Annotated in this window: 12 protein-coding genes and 1 tRNA gene; 9 read left to right on the top strand and 4 right to left on the bottom strand. The window is 71.0% G+C overall.

Translation table 11 applies throughout. The features are described 5' to 3' along the window. Nucleotides 1–52 precede the first annotated feature (52 nt). Complete coding sequence (locus RYH79_RS09890; RefSeq protein ID WP_370898636.1) at nucleotides 53–2,191, top strand: hypothetical protein; 2,139 nt, start codon at nucleotides 53–55, stop codon at nucleotides 2,189–2,191. Nucleotides 2,192–2,195: 4 nt separating this feature from the next. Here the strand turns inward: RYH79_RS09890 and RYH79_RS09885 are convergent, their stop codons facing one another. The 3 genes from RYH79_RS09885 to RYH79_RS09875 form a co-directional block, all read right to left on the bottom strand. After that, complete coding sequence (locus tag RYH79_RS09885) at nucleotides 2,196–2,534, bottom strand: cupin domain-containing protein (protein WP_370898634.1); 339 nt, start codon at nucleotides 2,532–2,534, stop codon at nucleotides 2,196–2,198. A gap of 43 nt (nucleotides 2,535–2,577) precedes the next feature. Next, nucleotides 2,578–3,558, bottom strand: coding sequence for a PLP-dependent cysteine synthase family protein (locus tag RYH79_RS09880; protein ID WP_370898632.1), 981 nt, complete (start codon nucleotides 3,556–3,558; stop codon nucleotides 2,578–2,580). Nucleotides 3,559–3,620: 62 nt separating this feature from the next. Beyond that, on the bottom strand, nucleotides 3,621–3,944 hold the full coding sequence (locus RYH79_RS09875) for a DUF5798 family protein (RefSeq protein ID WP_370898630.1): 324 nt from the start codon (nucleotides 3,942–3,944) through the stop codon (nucleotides 3,621–3,623). A gap of 78 nt (nucleotides 3,945–4,022) precedes the next feature. Between RYH79_RS09875 and RYH79_RS09870 the strand changes: the two genes are divergently transcribed. Further along, on the top strand, nucleotides 4,023–5,606 hold the full coding sequence (locus RYH79_RS09870) for a DUF790 family protein (RefSeq protein WP_370898628.1): 1,584 nt from the start codon (nucleotides 4,023–4,025) through the stop codon (nucleotides 5,604–5,606). Here RYH79_RS09870 and pyk read toward each other — a convergent pair whose 3' ends face one another. Continuing rightward, a complete protein-coding gene (gene pyk / locus RYH79_RS09865) occupies nucleotides 5,607–7,361 on the bottom strand; it encodes a pyruvate kinase (RefSeq protein ID WP_370898626.1) in 1,755 nt (584 codons plus the stop codon). It abuts the gene before it with no gap. Between the two features lie 117 nt (nucleotides 7,362–7,478). On the opposite strand from pyk, the gene RYH79_RS09860 reads away from it, so the two are divergent. The 7 genes from RYH79_RS09860 (at nucleotide 7,479) to RYH79_RS09830 (ending at nucleotide 14,216) form a co-directional block, all read left to right on the top strand. Then, nucleotides 7,479–8,381 (top strand): 3-hydroxyacyl-CoA dehydrogenase family protein, encoded by a 903-nt coding sequence (locus RYH79_RS09860; protein ID WP_370898624.1) that lies wholly within the window; start codon nucleotides 7,479–7,481, stop codon nucleotides 8,379–8,381. Continuing rightward, nucleotides 8,378–9,340: an enoyl-CoA hydratase/isomerase family protein gene (locus RYH79_RS09855; protein WP_370898622.1), complete on the top strand. Its 963-nt coding sequence runs from the start codon at nucleotides 8,378–8,380 to the stop codon at nucleotides 9,338–9,340. Before RYH79_RS09860 ends, RYH79_RS09855 begins: the two co-directional genes overlap by 4 nt. Before the next feature lie 188 nt (nucleotides 9,341–9,528). Further along, nucleotides 9,529–11,202 carry a methyl-accepting chemotaxis protein gene (locus RYH79_RS09850; protein ID WP_370898620.1) on the top strand — a complete coding sequence of 558 codons (1,674 nt, stop codon included), beginning with the start codon at nucleotides 9,529–9,531 and terminating at the stop codon, nucleotides 11,200–11,202. A gap of 203 nt (nucleotides 11,203–11,405) precedes the next feature. Beyond that, on the top strand, nucleotides 11,406–12,377 hold the full coding sequence (locus tag RYH79_RS09845; protein ID WP_370898618.1) for an ABC transporter ATP-binding protein: 972 nt from the start codon (nucleotides 11,406–11,408) through the stop codon (nucleotides 12,375–12,377). 147 nt (nucleotides 12,378–12,524) lie between these two features. Further along, on the top strand, nucleotides 12,525–13,607 hold the full coding sequence (locus RYH79_RS09840) for an NAD(P)/FAD-dependent oxidoreductase (protein ID WP_370898616.1): 1,083 nt from the start codon (nucleotides 12,525–12,527) through the stop codon (nucleotides 13,605–13,607). Between the two features lie 76 nt (nucleotides 13,608–13,683). Then, nucleotides 13,684–14,094, top strand: coding sequence for a MarR family transcriptional regulator (locus RYH79_RS09835; RefSeq protein WP_370898614.1), 411 nt, complete (start codon nucleotides 13,684–13,686; stop codon nucleotides 14,092–14,094). Nucleotides 14,095–14,145: 51 nt separating this feature from the next. Further along, a tRNA-Gly gene (locus RYH79_RS09830) sits at nucleotides 14,146–14,216 on the top strand. Nucleotides 14,217–14,299: the final 83 nt, after the last annotated feature.

Genomic DNA, 14,299 nt, shown 5'->3' with positions numbered 1-14,299 from the left:
TATTATTCTTTCGTTTCCAACTGACACATCGAGGATGGAGTTCTCCCGGACGATGTCCGGCTTTCGGGTCGTCGACAGCGACGGCACGGTCACCCAGTTCGAGACGGACGGCTGGGAGTCGACGACGGAGGCCCCCTCGGTCGCGGAGACGCTGGCCGAGCGGGTGGACGGCCCCGACGAGCCGGCGGCGGTCGTCGCCGCCGAGACCCGGGGGCTCGTCGCGCCGGACGTGCAGGTGGAGGTAGCCGACCTGGAGAGTGGGGAGTACCACGTGCACAACTGGACCGGACAGCGGGTGTCGCTCCCGGCTGGGTCGTACCTCGTCCGGATCCTGGCGCCCGTCAGGACGTTCGTCCGCGTCGACGGGCCCGTCCGGGTCTCTCGGTCCGGGCTGGAGCACGTCACCGTCGAGTTCGGAGAACCGACCCCCGTCTCCGTCGGGTTCGAGCCGTCCGTCGACGAGCCGACCGGGACGGTGACGGTGCCGCGGACGGTCGAGGGGGTGGCGGCGGCGGTGGAGACGTTCGCAGCCGGCGCCGAGCTGACGACCCCGGATCGGTCGTGGCCCAGCGTCAGGGATCCGGCGCCGCGCGTCGCCTTCGGCTCGGAGACGACGGTGTCCCCGTCGGTGACGGAACGGCTCGACGACGACACCGGCGTTACGCTCACGCTCCCGCGTGACCTCCAGACCGTCTTGACGAGCACGACGCTCGCGTACTACCTCGGGGCGGCGGTAGAGGTGGTCGACGGCGCGACGCCGCGGCTCGACCTCGACGGGCGGTCGGTGTCGCTGGGCCCGTCCGGACCGGTGTCGACTCACGACGACGTGACACATCCCGGGGGCGCGACCGGCTACGCGAGCCGGGCGGCGCGGGTGCTCGAAACGGCCTTCTTCGGCGATCACCTGGTCCGTGGGGTCGGTCCGTACGGCCCCCCGGTGTCGGCGGCGACGAAGCTGTCGCGCGTCGGGATCGACCCCGAGCGACTGTACGACGCCCCGCTCGCGCAACGGGTCGCGCGGTACCTGGACGCGCCGCTCGCGCCGCTCGTCACGGAGCTGCCCGACTGGCACCTCTCCGTGTCCGTCGCCCCACGGTACGAGAGCCTGGAGGTGCTCGCCCGGACGGTCCACAGGCTGCCGGCACCGGTGCCACCCCGCGGCCGCACCCTCTCGACGGCGGAGGTGGTCGACGGCGACTGGGAGTGTCGGCGCCCACGGACGGACGGCGGCCACTGTGTCGACGAGCCCGGCGGGGCCGGCGATCCGCCACGCCCGCTCCCTTCGCGTCGGATCGCGGCCGCACACGACTGTGGGACCGTCCACGGCTGGAGTGGCCCGGGCCAGCCCGTCACGGCGTTCGACGCCGTGCCAGCGGGGTTCCGCAACCGCGACCGCTACGCCGACGGAGCGGAGACACTGTCCGTGTTGGCCGTCTCCAGTGGTGTCGACGAACACGCGGAGTTGGAACGAGCAGTGAGCCACTACGACCGTCGGAGCGAGGACCTGGGGCTGGCCGTGACGACGCTGACCGACCCGACGGTCGGAGAACTCGCTCGGGCGCTCGAGCGCGGAACGGACCTCCTCCACTTCGTCGGTCACCGCGAGCCCACCGGGCTCGCGTGTGCCGACGGCGTCTTCTCGCCGACGACGCTCCGAGAGTCGAACGCACGGACGTTCTTCCTCAACACCTGCGACTCCTACGAGGACGGCGTCACGCTCGTGGAGCGTGGCAGCGTCGCCGGCGTGGTCACCTGCCGGGACGTGTTGGACGGGATGGCCGCCGGCGTCGGGGCGACGTTCGCCAGGCTGTTGGCCTCCGGCTTCTCCGTCGCCGGCGCGACCCAGACGGCACGCCACGAGGCGTTGGTCGACCCCGACTACCTCGCGGTCGGCGACGGAACACACGTCGTCTCCCAGTCGGACGACATCCTGCCGTCGCGCTACGAGGTGACGCGGCCCGACGACGACCGGTACACGGTGACGGCCCGGAACTTCTCGCCCGGCTGCGCCGGCGCGCAGGTCGTCCACGCCCGAATCGACGCCGACGACGGGCCGCGGCTCAACGGGCAGCGCCGTCGCCACGAGATGGACCGTGACGCGTTCGAGACGTTCCTCGACGACAACAGTGGCCCGTACCTCTACCGCGGCCGAGTGTTGTGGACGGAGGAGGCTCGCGACCGACTGCTGTAGTCGACTACTCCGCCCAGTCCGGGTCCGTCCGCGGGGGTGCGAACACGTCGACGCCGACGACCGGCTCGTCGCCGCGGTTCTCGGCGGCGTGTGGCTCACCGCCCGCCAGGACGTAGGAGTCGCCGGCCGACACGACGCGTTCCTCCCCGTCGACGAGGAACGTCAGCTCCCCGCGTGCGACGTAGCCCGCCTGTTCGTGGGGGTGACTGTGCTCCGGGACCGTCGCACCCGGTTCGATCTCGAACTGTTGGACGCTCGTCTCCTCGCCGGCCGCCCCCTGTTGGAGGACCACGTCCGGCACCGCCTCGACGCCGTCCGCGTCCGCGTGGCTGACTGTCTCCATCGACACAGCCTACCACCCGCCGAGTCAAGAGTTCCGGGGCCGGTCACCCCTCCCACTCCTCGAACGAGCGGTACACGCCCTTCGAGAGGTACCGCTCGCTGGAGTCACAGAACACGGTGACGACGGCCTCGTGCGGGACCGTCGTCTCGCCGTCGCGGATCTCGCGGGCGACCCGCCGGGCCGCCAACGAGTTGGCGGCCGCGCTGGAGGCGACCAACTGTCCCTCCTCGGCCGCGAGTCGTTGCATCTCCGCGTGGACCGCCTCGTCGGACACCGTCACCAGGTCGTCGACGAGGTCCGGATCGAACAGTTCGTTCGTCGCCGGGTCGTGGGTGCCGATCCCCTCCGTCTTGTACTCCCCCTCCTCCGGTTCCTCGTCGAAGAAGGCGCCGTACATCGACCCCTCCGGCTGGACGGCGACGATCCGGGTGTCCGGCTGTCGCTCCAGGGCGTACTCCGCCATCCCCATGAGGGTGCCGCCGGTGCCGGTCCCAGCGACGATCGCCCCGACCGCGCCGTCCAGCGCCTCGTACACCTCCGGTGCGGTCGTGGCGTAGTGCGCCTCCGCGTTCAACGGATTCTGGAACTGCTGAGGAACGACCCCGCCGTCCAACTCCTCGGCGAGTTCGTGGGCGCGCTCGATGGCACCGCCCATCCCCTCGTCGGTGGGTGTGTTGACCACCTCCGCGTCGAGCGCTCTCATCAGCTGTTGTTTCTCGACGCTGAACCGCTCGGGAACGACGAAGACGGCGTCCACGTCGAGTTGGCCGGCCGCGACCGCCAGCCCGATGCCGGTGTTGCCGGCCGTCGGCTCGATCACGGTGCCGTCCGGCTCCAGGTCACCGTCGGCCAACATCCCCTCCAGCATGTACTTCCCGATCCGGTCTTTCACGGACGCGCCCGGGTTGAACGACTCCAGCTTCGCGTACACCGGGACGGCGTCGGGCGAAGCGCTCACCCGCACGAGCGGCGTCTCACCCACCGTCTCCAGCACGGAGTCGAGTGGCTCGGTGTGTGTCGTCACGGCTCGGCAAATGTTGCCCCTGGTACCTGTATCTGTCTGTCCGTCGGCAGGGGGCCGCCGGCTCAGTCGGCGGCCTCGCCGGCCTCGTCTGCGCCCGCCTCCGCCTCTGCCTCCGCGCGGTCCGCGACCGTTCGCCCTTCCGTCTCCGGGTACGAGACGTCCGCCAGCGCCGCTTCAGTGTCGATTCCCTCCGCTTCGGCGACCGCCTCCACGAGCGCCCGGGTCTCTGCGACCTCACGGCGTAGCTCTGCCGTGTCCGTCTCCGTGCTCTCGACAGCCTGCTGGAGGCTCTGGATCTCTCCGCGCATCTGATCGATGCGTTTGAACAGCTGCTCGGCGATGTCGGTGACCTTCTGGAGCTTCTTGGCCGTGCTTCCGAGTCCCATACACTACTCTTTGCCGCCGGCTCCGTGTGTCTTCCGGTGTCCGTGACCGGTATCCGACTGGGCACCCGACCTGCCGGTGTGCTGACGAAGGATCTCCGGCGAATCTCTCGGGCCGGCGGCGGCTACCACCCACAGTTCCTCGGAGACGACCCGGACGCCCGCGAGTTGGCCGGGCGGGTGATCGGCGTCTACCAGGGCCACGTCGGCGAACCCCGGCGAGCGCTGACGGAGGCCGTGACCGCGCTGGAGCGGGAGACGGACGACTTCAAACTCGTCCGCGGGCTGGCGAAGCTGTTGGACGACGAGGCCACCTTCGAGACACGGTCGCCGCTCCCCCCCGAACGGGTGCGCCGGACCGCCTTCGAGGCCGCCGAGACGGTCGGGGTCGCCGACGAGACCGACCGCGAGCGGGCGTTGACGCGGGCGGCCGACGAGTTAGGTGCCGACCCGGAGACGGTGGCGGCGTCGCTGTACGCCGACCGGGAACCCGAACAGATCCTCACGCGACTGGGGGCGGAGCCGACGCCGGCGTCGCTGTGTGTCCGTTACGACTTCGCGCTGGCGGCGGCGGCACTACTGGACGCGACGGAGGTCCGACTGCGGGCGTCGGACCCGAAGGCGCTCGTGTCGGCCGCCTCCCGGGCCGGACTGCTGTACGAGGTGTTCGAGACGGGAGCACCGGCGACGGGAGAGACCCCCGCGCTGTCCAGCCGCGAGGCCGTCGTCACCGGGCCGGACGCGTTGTTCCGCCGGACCCGGCGGTACGGCGTCGCGTTCGCGAACCTGCTCCGGACGGTCGCCCGGACGGCCGCCCGGTGGGAGCTGACCGCGACCGTCGACGACCGGGCCACGGAGCGGACGCTCCGGCTGTCGGACGCGGACGTACCGGTGCCGGAGGGTGACCCGACGGGGGAGCCCGCCTTCGACTCCGGGGTGGAGTCGTCGTTCGCGGCCCGGTTCCGGGCCCTGGATCTCGACTGGACGCTCGTGCGGGAGCCGGAGCCGCTCGTGGTGGACCCGGAACGGGCGACCGCGGGGACGGAGACGGCGGCGGTCGACGCGCCACGGGTGGCCGTGCCGGACTTCGCGTTCGTGTACGACCACGCCGACTTCGGGCTGTTCTTCGAGATCGTCGGCTTCTGGACCCCGGAGTACGTCGACAAGAAGCTGGCACAGTTCCGGGGGCTGGAGGACGTGGCGATGCTCGTCGCCGTCGACGAGTCGCTGGGCGTCGGTGAGGCGACCGCCGCGACGGGACAGGACGTGATAACCTACTCCGAGGCCGTCCGACCGAAGGACGTGGTCGACGTGTTGCGCCGCTACGAGTCGGAGCTGCGCGAGACGGCGACGGCGTCGCTGCCGGCGACGCTGTCGCCCGACGCCGACACGGTTGCCGTCGCCGACCTCGCGGCCGACCGGGGTGTCCCGACGGACGCGCTCGCGGACGTTCGGTTCCCGGACCACGAGCGGGTCGGCGACACCCTCGTCCGGCCGGCCGTGCTGGAGGCGGTCGCGGACGACCTCGCGGCCGGCCAGTCGTTCGAGACCGCGAGCGAACGGCTGACAGACGCCGGGATCGACGACGCCAGCGCCGCGCTCTCGCGGCTGGGTTACCGCGTCGAGTGGGAAGGGCTGAGCGGTGGGACGCTCGTCTTGAAGTAGCTACCGGCTCCGGGCGTGACGCAGCACGTCACCCTCGTAGACGACGCCCCGTTCGGCGTCCAGCGTGACCAGCGCCTCGTCGTCGATCCGGCCGGGGACGGGAGCCCCCGACACCATCGGCACCTCCCGTTCGCGGGCGACGATCGCGGGGTAGCCGGTCGTGCCGGCGCGGGCGTCGACGATGCCGGCGAACTTCCCGGTGTCGCCGTGGAACTCGTCGTCGAACGTCGCCGGGAGGTAGGCGACGGCGCCGTCGGGGAACCCGGAGAGGTCCCCGTCCTCGAGTCGGACGAGCGGGCCACACACCCGGCCTCCGGTGACGTGCCGGCCGGTGGCGATCGTCTCGGCGGCGACGTGGACCTTCAGCGTGTTCGTCGTGTTGCCCTCCAACTCCGTCATCATCCCCGAGAGCACGACCAGCGTGTCGCCGGAGTCGGCGACGCCGGCCGCCAGAGCGGCGTCGACAGCGTCGTCCATTATCTCCTCGACGCTCTGGGAGTAGCCGGACGACACCGGCCGGACCCCCCACGAGAGCGCGAGCTGTCGACGGACGTGGTCGTCGGGCGTCGTGGCGACCACCGGGACGCCCGGCCGGAACTTCGCGGTCTTGCGGGCGGTGTAGCCCGACTCGGAGGCGGCCACCACCGCGGCCGCGTCCGTGTCCCGGGCGAGGAACCGCGCAGAGCGGGCCAGCGCCTCCGTCCGAGAGTCGTCGTCGGCGACGGGTACCCGTTCCTCACGGGTCTCCGCGTAGCCGTCACTGTCCTCGACGCGTCGGACGATCCGGTCCATCGTCTCTACCACTCGCACGGGGTGATCGCCGACGGCCGTCTCGCCCGACAGCATGACCGCGTCCGTGCCGTCCAGCACGGCGTTGGCGACGTCGGACGCCTCCGCACGCGTCGGCCGACGGGCCGCCACCATCGAGTCCAGCATCTCTGTCGCGGTGATGACGGGCGTCCCCGACTCGACACACGTCCGGATGATCCGTTTCTGGATCACGGGCACGTCCTCCAACGGGCACTCCACCCCGAGGTCACCCCGGGCGACCATCACGCCGTAGGCCGCTTCGACGATCCCCTCTAAGTTCTCGACGGCGCCCCGACGCTCGATCTTGGCGACGACCGGTACGTCCCCGGACCCACGCGCCTCCAGGGCGTCTCGGACGGCGTACACGTCGCTCGCGTCCCGGACGAACGACGCGGCGACGAAGTCCACGTCCGTCTCGGCGGCCACGTCGAGCTCCGCCTCGTCACTCTCCGTCACCGGGCTCACGTCGAGATCGACCCCCGGGAGGTTCACCCCCTTCCGGGAGTCGAGCTCACCGCCGGAGTCGACGGTCGCCCAGACCTCGTCCCCGTCGACGGCCGTGACGGTCGTCTCGATCCGACCGTCGTCCAACAGGATGCGGTCGCCCGGCTCGGCGGCGTCCACCGGGTACGACAGCCCGACCGTCTCCGGCGTGGCGGTGTCACCCTCTCGGTAGCGTATCTCCGACCCCGTCTCCAGGTGGATCGGCGACTCGATCTCGGCGGTGCGGATCTCCGGACCCTGGAGGTCCAACATCGCCGCCAACGGCCGGCTCGCGGCGTCGTCTACTGCCCGAATCGTCTCGACTAAACTCGCGCGGTCGTCGGTCGTCCCGTGGCTCGCGTTGAGCCTGGCGACGGACATTCCCGCCTCGGCGAGCGCTCGCACCGTCTCCCGGTCGTCGGAGGCCGGCCCGAGCGTACAGACTATCTTCGCTCGTCGCATTGTCGGGCGGGTAGTCGCACCGGACTGATAAATGTGGCAGTGACGAGTCGACTCCGAGTTAACGTTCGACAGGGGAGATCCCGGTAACTTTTCTCCCGTCGCGCCGCCGTGACGCGCATGGACCCTGACGACACGACGGTGTGTGTGCTCGGCGGCGGGACGATGGGCCGGGGGATCGCGTACGCCTGTGCGGCCGCCGGCTGTGACGTTCGGCTCCGGGACGTAGACGCGGGGCAGTTGGACGCCGCCGAGGAGTACCTCGCGGCGACGACGGACGACGCCGTCTCGCGGGGGTTGTTGTCGGAAACGGAGGCGGAAGCCGTCCGCGACCGGGTCCAGACGACGACGGAGCTCGGGTCGGCGGCTGCCGACGCCGACCTGGCGGTGGAGGCGGTGCCGGAGGAGCTGGAGCTGAAGACGGCGGTGTTGTCGGAGGCGGAGTCACACCTCCCGGCCGACGCAGTCGTGGCGTCGAACACGTCGTCGCTGCCGCTGACGAGCGTCGCCGCCGGGCTGTCGGCCCCGGAACGGGTCGTCGGCCTCCACTTCTTCAACCCGGTCCACGCGATGGATCTCGTGGAGGTGGTGCTGGCAGAGCAGACGACCCCGGCCGTTCGGGAGTTCGCGGAGTCGTTCGTGACGGCGCTGGGGAAACGACCGGTGACGGTGACGGACGCTCCGGGGTTCGCCACCTCGCGGCTGGGGGCACTCCAGGGGGTGGAGGCGGTCCGGATGCTGGAGACCGGCGTCGCGGACCCGCGCGACGTAGACGAGGCGATGGAGCGAGGGTACGGCCACCCGGTCGGACCCATCGAACTGACGGACACGGTCGGACTGGACGTGCGCCTGGACATCCTCGAACACCTCCGGGAGGAGCTGGGCGAGCGGTTCAAGCCGCCGGCGTTGCTGCGCCGGAAGGTCCGGGCGGGCAAGCTCGGCAAGAAGACGGGCGAGGGGTTCTACGTCTGGGACGAGGGTGAGATCGTCGGCGTCGCGGACGGCGTCGGGGGGCGACAGTGAACGCCCACCCGGTCGTCGCGGCGGTCGCCGACAGCGACGTGCTGGAGGCGAGCGTCGGCGAGCGTGCTCCGGGTGTCGTGGACCTGGTGATCGACCGCCCGGACGCCCGGAACGCGCTGAACACCGCCGTCAGGGAGGCGCTGAGAGACGCCTTCGACGCCGTCGGGGAGGCGAGCGCCGTCGGAGAGGCGGGGGCCGCCGAGACAGACGCCACTGGCGACACAGACGCCACTGGCGACACAGACGCCACCGGCGACACAGACGCCACCGGCGACACAGACGCCACTGGCGACACAGACGCCACTGGCGACACAGAGGACGTACGATTGGTCGTCCTGACGGGCTCCTCGGAGGCACGGGCGTTCGTCGCCGGCGCGGACGTGACGGAACTGCGCGAGCGGTCGGCGGTCGAACAACGGGCGGCGAGTGAGTTCCCCCGCGTGTACGAGACGGTCGCGGACTGTCCGGTGCCGGTCGTCGCTCGAGTGAACGGCCACGCGCTCGGGGGCGGCTGCGAGCTGGCACAGGCGTGTGACCTCCGGATCGCTCGAGCGGACGCGAAGCTGGGCCAGCCGGAGATCGACCTGGGGCTGATGCCGGGCGGCGGCGGCACCCAACGACTGCCGCGGCTCGTCGGCGCCGGCGAGGCCTTACGGCTGATCCTCACGGGGGAGGTGATCGACGCCGACCGGGCCGCCGAGATCGGGCTCGTGGAGGAGGCCGTGCCGCCGGCGGAGCTGGACGACCGGGTGACGGCGTTCGCGGAGACGGTCGCCGCGAAGAGCCCGCTCGCGGTCCGGCGGGCGACGGAGGCGGTGCGAGCGGCCGCCCAGCGCCCGTTGGACGACGGCCTGGCGCACGAACGGGAGCTGTTCGTCGGCCTAGTCGGCAGTCACGACGGCAACGAGGGGATCGACGCCTTCCTCGAGGACCGCGACCCCGAGTGGCACGGGGAGTAGCTTGCGACGATTCTCGGAATTCAACAACGAGGGAGTGACTTCTGCCGGAGAGTGATCGACTCGTGAGTGAGACGACAGACGCGTGGCCGAGACGGCCGCGACGACCACAGACACCGTAGCATGATCCGAACTACTCGGCGGACGACGACGGCACTGTGCGACGAAGACGGCGACGGAGGTGGACGACGGTGAGCCTCCGCGAGCGGTACGTTGCGACGCTGTACTGGTCGGTGTCGGCTCTGGGGGTCGACGAGAGCGTCGAACGAACGGTGTTGGCGGCGGTGACGATCCAGTTCGGGGTGTCGCTCGCGCAGGCCGGGGCACCGTTGCTGCTGCCGGCGGGACCGGTGCGACTGACGGCGCAGGCGGCGTTGCTCGTGGGGGCGGCCGTCGCGTTCGGCAACACGGCGATTCTCGCCCGACGGAACGTGATCGCGCCCGTCGAGCGGCTCCGGACGGTCGTCGAGTCGGTGGCGGCCGGTCGGGTGCCGGAGACGACCGTCGGCGACCACCCGGACGTGGACCCGACACAGCCGGACGAGATCGGCGACCTCGCTCGGGCAGTCGAGGAGATGCGTGCGTCGCTGACGACGGTCGAACGACAGGCGGAGGCGCTCGCGGACCGGTCGTTCGACGACCCGGCGTTCGACGAGACGGTGCCCGGTGAGTTCGGCGACGCGCTGTCGGCGATGCGGGCCGAACTGCGGCGTTACACCCGAGAGTTGGAGACGGTGGTCGAGCAGTTCGGCGAGGCGGCCGACGCCGCGAGAGACGGCGACCTGACCGCCCGGGTGGATCCCGACCGGGTGCCGGCGGGCTACGAGGCGTTGGCGCGGGACTTCGACGACCTGTTGGAGACGCTGGCGTCGTCGCTGGCGGAGGCGGACGCCTTCGCCGACGCGGTGGCGACGACGACCGACGAGGTGAGAAGTCGGGCGGACGCGCTCCGGGAGACGAGCGAGACGGCCGCAGACGCCGCCGCAGAGATCGCGCAGGCGGCCGACAGACAGCAACGGGAGCTAGCGACCGCGAGCGAGGACGTGAGCGACCTGTCGGCGACGGTGGAGGAGGTGGCGGCGTCGGCGACGGACGTACGCCAGCGGACGGCCGAGGCGGACGAGCTCGCCGACGAGGGGCGGACGGCGGCTGCGTCTGCGGTCGAGGAGCTGGAGACGGTGACGGACCGGACGGCAGAGACGGCGGAGACGGTGGCGGCGTTGGTGGAGGCGGTCGAGGAGGTCGACGAGATCGCCTCCGTGATCGAGGAACTGGCCGACCGGACGAACCTGTTGGCGATCAACGCCTCGATCGAGGCGGCGCGCGCGGACGGGGACGGCGCGGCCGGGTTCGCGGTCGTGGCCCAGGAGGTACAGGAGCTGTCGGAGGCGGGCCGCGAACGGGCGGGGGAGATCCGGGCGACGGCCGACGAGCTACAGCGACGGGCGGACGCGGCGGCGACGAGCGTCGAGGAGACCCGACGAGAGGTGACACGGACGGTCGACCGCGTGGAGGGGGCACTGGGCCGGTTCGACGACCTCGCGGACGCGGTCGCGGAGATCGACGACGGGGTGGCGGAGGTGTCGGCCGCGACGGACGAACAGGCCCGGGTCGCCTCCGAACTCGCGGGCCACGTCGACTCCGTGGCGACGCTGGCGGCCGACACCGCCGCCGACACGGAGACGGTCGCGGCGACGACCGACGAGGGGGCGTCTGCGGCCGACGCCGTCGCCGCCGACGCGGCGTCGTTGTCGACAGACGCCGACCGGCTGTCGGCGATGTTCGACCGTTTTCGCCTGCCGGAGACGGGCGACGGCGGCACTCCCGACGCCTCGGACACACCCCTCCCGACGCCCGGCGACTGACCCCGCGGGAGAGCCGACTCCCGTTCGAAGTAGTTCGTGCCGGCGCGGAGCGAGCGGAGACGCGGCACGCCGAGGCCCTGGTAGGCTGGCGGGAGAAGACGGTACGCCGCCGACGGTAGACACGACCGAGAGCGTGTCCACGCGGGGGGACCGGGACCCACGGAGGCGACGGCTTTTACTCGGGCAGCCACCGTGTAGGGTGTATGATCCGCGTCGAGGGGCTGCGGAAGGTGTACGACGGGTTCGTCGCCGTCGACGACAGCAGCTTCGCGGTCGAGCCGGGGGAGATCTTCGGGATCGTCGGCCCGAACGGGGCCGGGAAGACGACCACACTGAAGAGCGTCGCCGGACTGCTGGAGCCGACGGCCGGGACGGTTCGGCTGGCGGGTGCGCCGGCCGACGAGCCGTCGACACGGTCGGACCTGGGGTTCCTCCCGGAGGAGTCGCCGTTGTACGAGGACATGACGGCGTTGTCGTACCTCCGTTTCTTCGCCGACCTGTACGACGTGCCCCGAGAGGTCGCGGACGAGCGGATCGGCGAGGCGTTGGACGAACTGGAGTTGGAGCACCGGGAACGACGGCTGGGTGACGTGTCGAAGGGGATGCGTCGGAAGGTGGCGATCGCCCGGTCGCTGGTCAACGACCCGTCCGTGCTCGTGTACGACGAGCCCGCCTCCGGGCTGGACCCGCTGACGACGAACTACGTGTTGGAGTTCACCCGCGAACTGGCGGACCGGGGCAAGACCGTGTTGTTCTCGGCACACAACCTGTACCACGTCGAGTCGATCTGTGACCGGGTGGCGATCATGAACGAGGGACGGATCGTCGCCCGCGGGACGGTCCCGGAGATCCGGGCGGAGTACGGCGACACCACATACCGGGTGTTCACCTCGCAGCCGACGGCAGAGACGGAGCCGGACGGCGACCGGCACGTCGCGGAGCTCCCGGACATGACCGCCGTCGACACACTGCGCGAACGGGTGGAGGCGGACGGCGGCCGTGTGCTCGACATCCGGACGGAGGAGCCGTCGCTGGAGGAGATCTTCCTCGACGTCGCCGGCCAGCCGATGCCCGGGAGCCGGCGCGTCGGCCCGGACGGCCCGACCGACGACTCGGCGTCGGACGACACCGAGCCGGAGACCGAGGAGCCGCCTCGGTCCGGCGCGGACGACTGAGCGGGTCTCGACGACTTCGAACGGGGGCGAGTCCCCGTAGCTTCGAACGGGGGCGCAGAGCCGTCCGAGTCGCCGTCCCGTTCGGTGTGTTGTCGCGGCTACACGACCGGACGTGTTTTTACCGCTGGCGACCCGAACGACTGTACGATGACAGACGACGCAGACTACGAGGTCGCGGTCGTGGGCGGCGGCCCCGCGGGGCTGACGGCAGCACTCTACACCACCCGGCTGGGGCACGACACGGTGGTCGTCAACCGCGGCGGCGGCCGCGCGGCGATGATGACGGACACCCACAACGTGATCGGGGTGACCGAGGAGGTCAGCGGCGTGGAGTTCCTCCAGACGGCCCGCGAACAGGTGGAGAGCTACGGCGCGGACTACCGCCAGGGGTTCGTCTCCCGGATCGAACAGACGGGCGCGGACGCGGACGACGAGACCCCCCGCTTCCAGGTGACGGCCGACGACGAGGCGCTCGGAGCGGACCACGTCGTCCTCGCCACCGGCTTCTCCGACGAGCGACCGGACCCGCCGTTGCCCCGGACCGGGAAGGGGCTCCACTGGTGTCTCCACTGTGACGCCTACATGTTCGTCGACGAGCCGGTGTGGGTGATGGGGACCGGCGAGGCCGCCGCTCACGTCGCCATGATCATGCTCAACTTCACGGACGACGTGGACCTGCTCACCCGCGGCGACGAGCCGGAGTGGAGCGAGGAGACGGACGAACAGCTCCGGAGCCACCCCGTCGAGATCGTCCACGAGGACGTGACCGGGATACAGAAAGACGAGAACGGCTGGCTCCGCGCGTTCGAGTTCGCCGACGACAGCCGCCGGGAGTACCGCGGCGGCTTCCCGATGTACGGCTCCGACTACAACGCGGACCTCGCGGACCAACTGGGCGTGGAGCGCAACGACGACGGGACGATCGCCGTCGACGACCACGGGGAGACCAGCGTGGACGGGGTCCGCGCCGTCGGCGACATCGTCCCCGGCCACAACCAGATCCCGGTGGCGATGGGCCAGGGCGCGAAGGCCGGCATCGGCATCCACTACGAGGCCCGCGAGTTCCCCCGCTCGGCCGAGGAGATCGACGAGGAGGGGCCGGTGACGGAGGCGGACGTGCCCGCGGTCTCGTCGGAACTGATGGCGACCGCCATCGCACACGAGGGCCACGCCGGCGGGCCGCGTGTCGAAGAGGAGAGTGACGAGGCGGAGGCGCCCGCGGACGACTGATCGTCTAGTTTCCTCTGACACGTCCGACGGCGGTTCCGAACCCTAGACCCATTATCTGTGGGTCGTGACAGTCGGTATGACGGAGAAGACGGAACTCCAGCGGGAGATCCTCCTGACCTGGCGCGAGAACCCGGACGCGACGAACGCGGAGATCGCCGAGGCGTGTGACTGTTCTGCGTCGTACGTCAGCCAGGTGACGAGTCGGTTCGACGACTACGACGCCTTCCAGGCGGCGTTGGACCGTGGCGACCGGGAGATGGCGTCGTTGTTCGGCGACGAGGCGGTCGGCAGCGGCGGCCAGCTGACGACCGGCGGTGCCGGCGGCGGCTCGCTCACGGCAGACGGCGGTACACAGGAGGGTGTCGACCTCGCGGCGGCCTGGGACGAACTGCCGAACAATCCAGTCGGCCACCTCCTGCGAGTGCTGATCCTCGCGGTGACGGTGTACGCCGTCTACGAAGTCCTGACGACACTCGTGGCGTTGTAGTCCGCCGGAAAGGATAACGTCTTAATGCTCCCCGCCAGTAGCAGTGGCTGCGCGCCGGTGGTCTAGTGGTATGACAATGGCCTTCCAAGCCATCGACGCGGGTTCAATTCCCGCTCGGCGCAGTTCTGTCGCCGACGGCCGGAGTGACCTCGTGTCGCTCCTCGGCCCGTCGGCGGCTGTCTTCGTCACGAGGGAATTGAACTAG

The organism is Halobaculum sp. MBLA0143, assembly GCF_041361465.1.
GTDB lineage: Archaea > Halobacteriota > Halobacteria > Halobacteriales > Haloferacaceae > JAHENP01.
Note: the sequence above shows the minus strand (reverse complement) of the source record. Positions and strands in the feature narration are given on the sequence as shown.

What these genes read in the sequence shown, in the direction of transcription:
- RYH79_RS09840 (WP_370898616.1), top strand. Translation starts at nt 12,525, where the DNA reads ATGACAGACGACGCAGACTACGAGGTCGCGGTCGTGGGCGGCGGCCCC.
- RYH79_RS09890 (WP_370898636.1), top strand. Translation starts at nt 53, where the DNA reads ATGTCCGGCTTTCGGGTCGTCGACAGCGACGGCACGGTCACCCAGTTC.
- RYH79_RS09835 (WP_370898614.1), top strand. Translation starts at nt 13,684, where the DNA reads ATGACGGAGAAGACGGAACTCCAGCGGGAGATCCTCCTGACCTGGCGC.
- RYH79_RS09885 (WP_370898634.1), bottom strand. Translation starts at nt 2,534, where the DNA reads ATGGAGACAGTCAGCCACGCGGACGCGGACGGCGTCGAGGCGGTGCCG.
- pyk (WP_370898626.1), bottom strand. Translation starts at nt 7,361, where the DNA reads ATGCGACGAGCGAAGATAGTCTGTACGCTCGGGCCGGCCTCCGACGAC.
- RYH79_RS09860 (WP_370898624.1), top strand. Translation starts at nt 7,479, where the DNA reads ATGGACCCTGACGACACGACGGTGTGTGTGCTCGGCGGCGGGACGATG.
- RYH79_RS09845 (WP_370898618.1), top strand. Translation starts at nt 11,406, where the DNA reads ATGATCCGCGTCGAGGGGCTGCGGAAGGTGTACGACGGGTTCGTCGCC.
- RYH79_RS09875 (WP_370898630.1), bottom strand. Translation starts at nt 3,944, where the DNA reads ATGGGACTCGGAAGCACGGCCAAGAAGCTCCAGAAGGTCACCGACATC.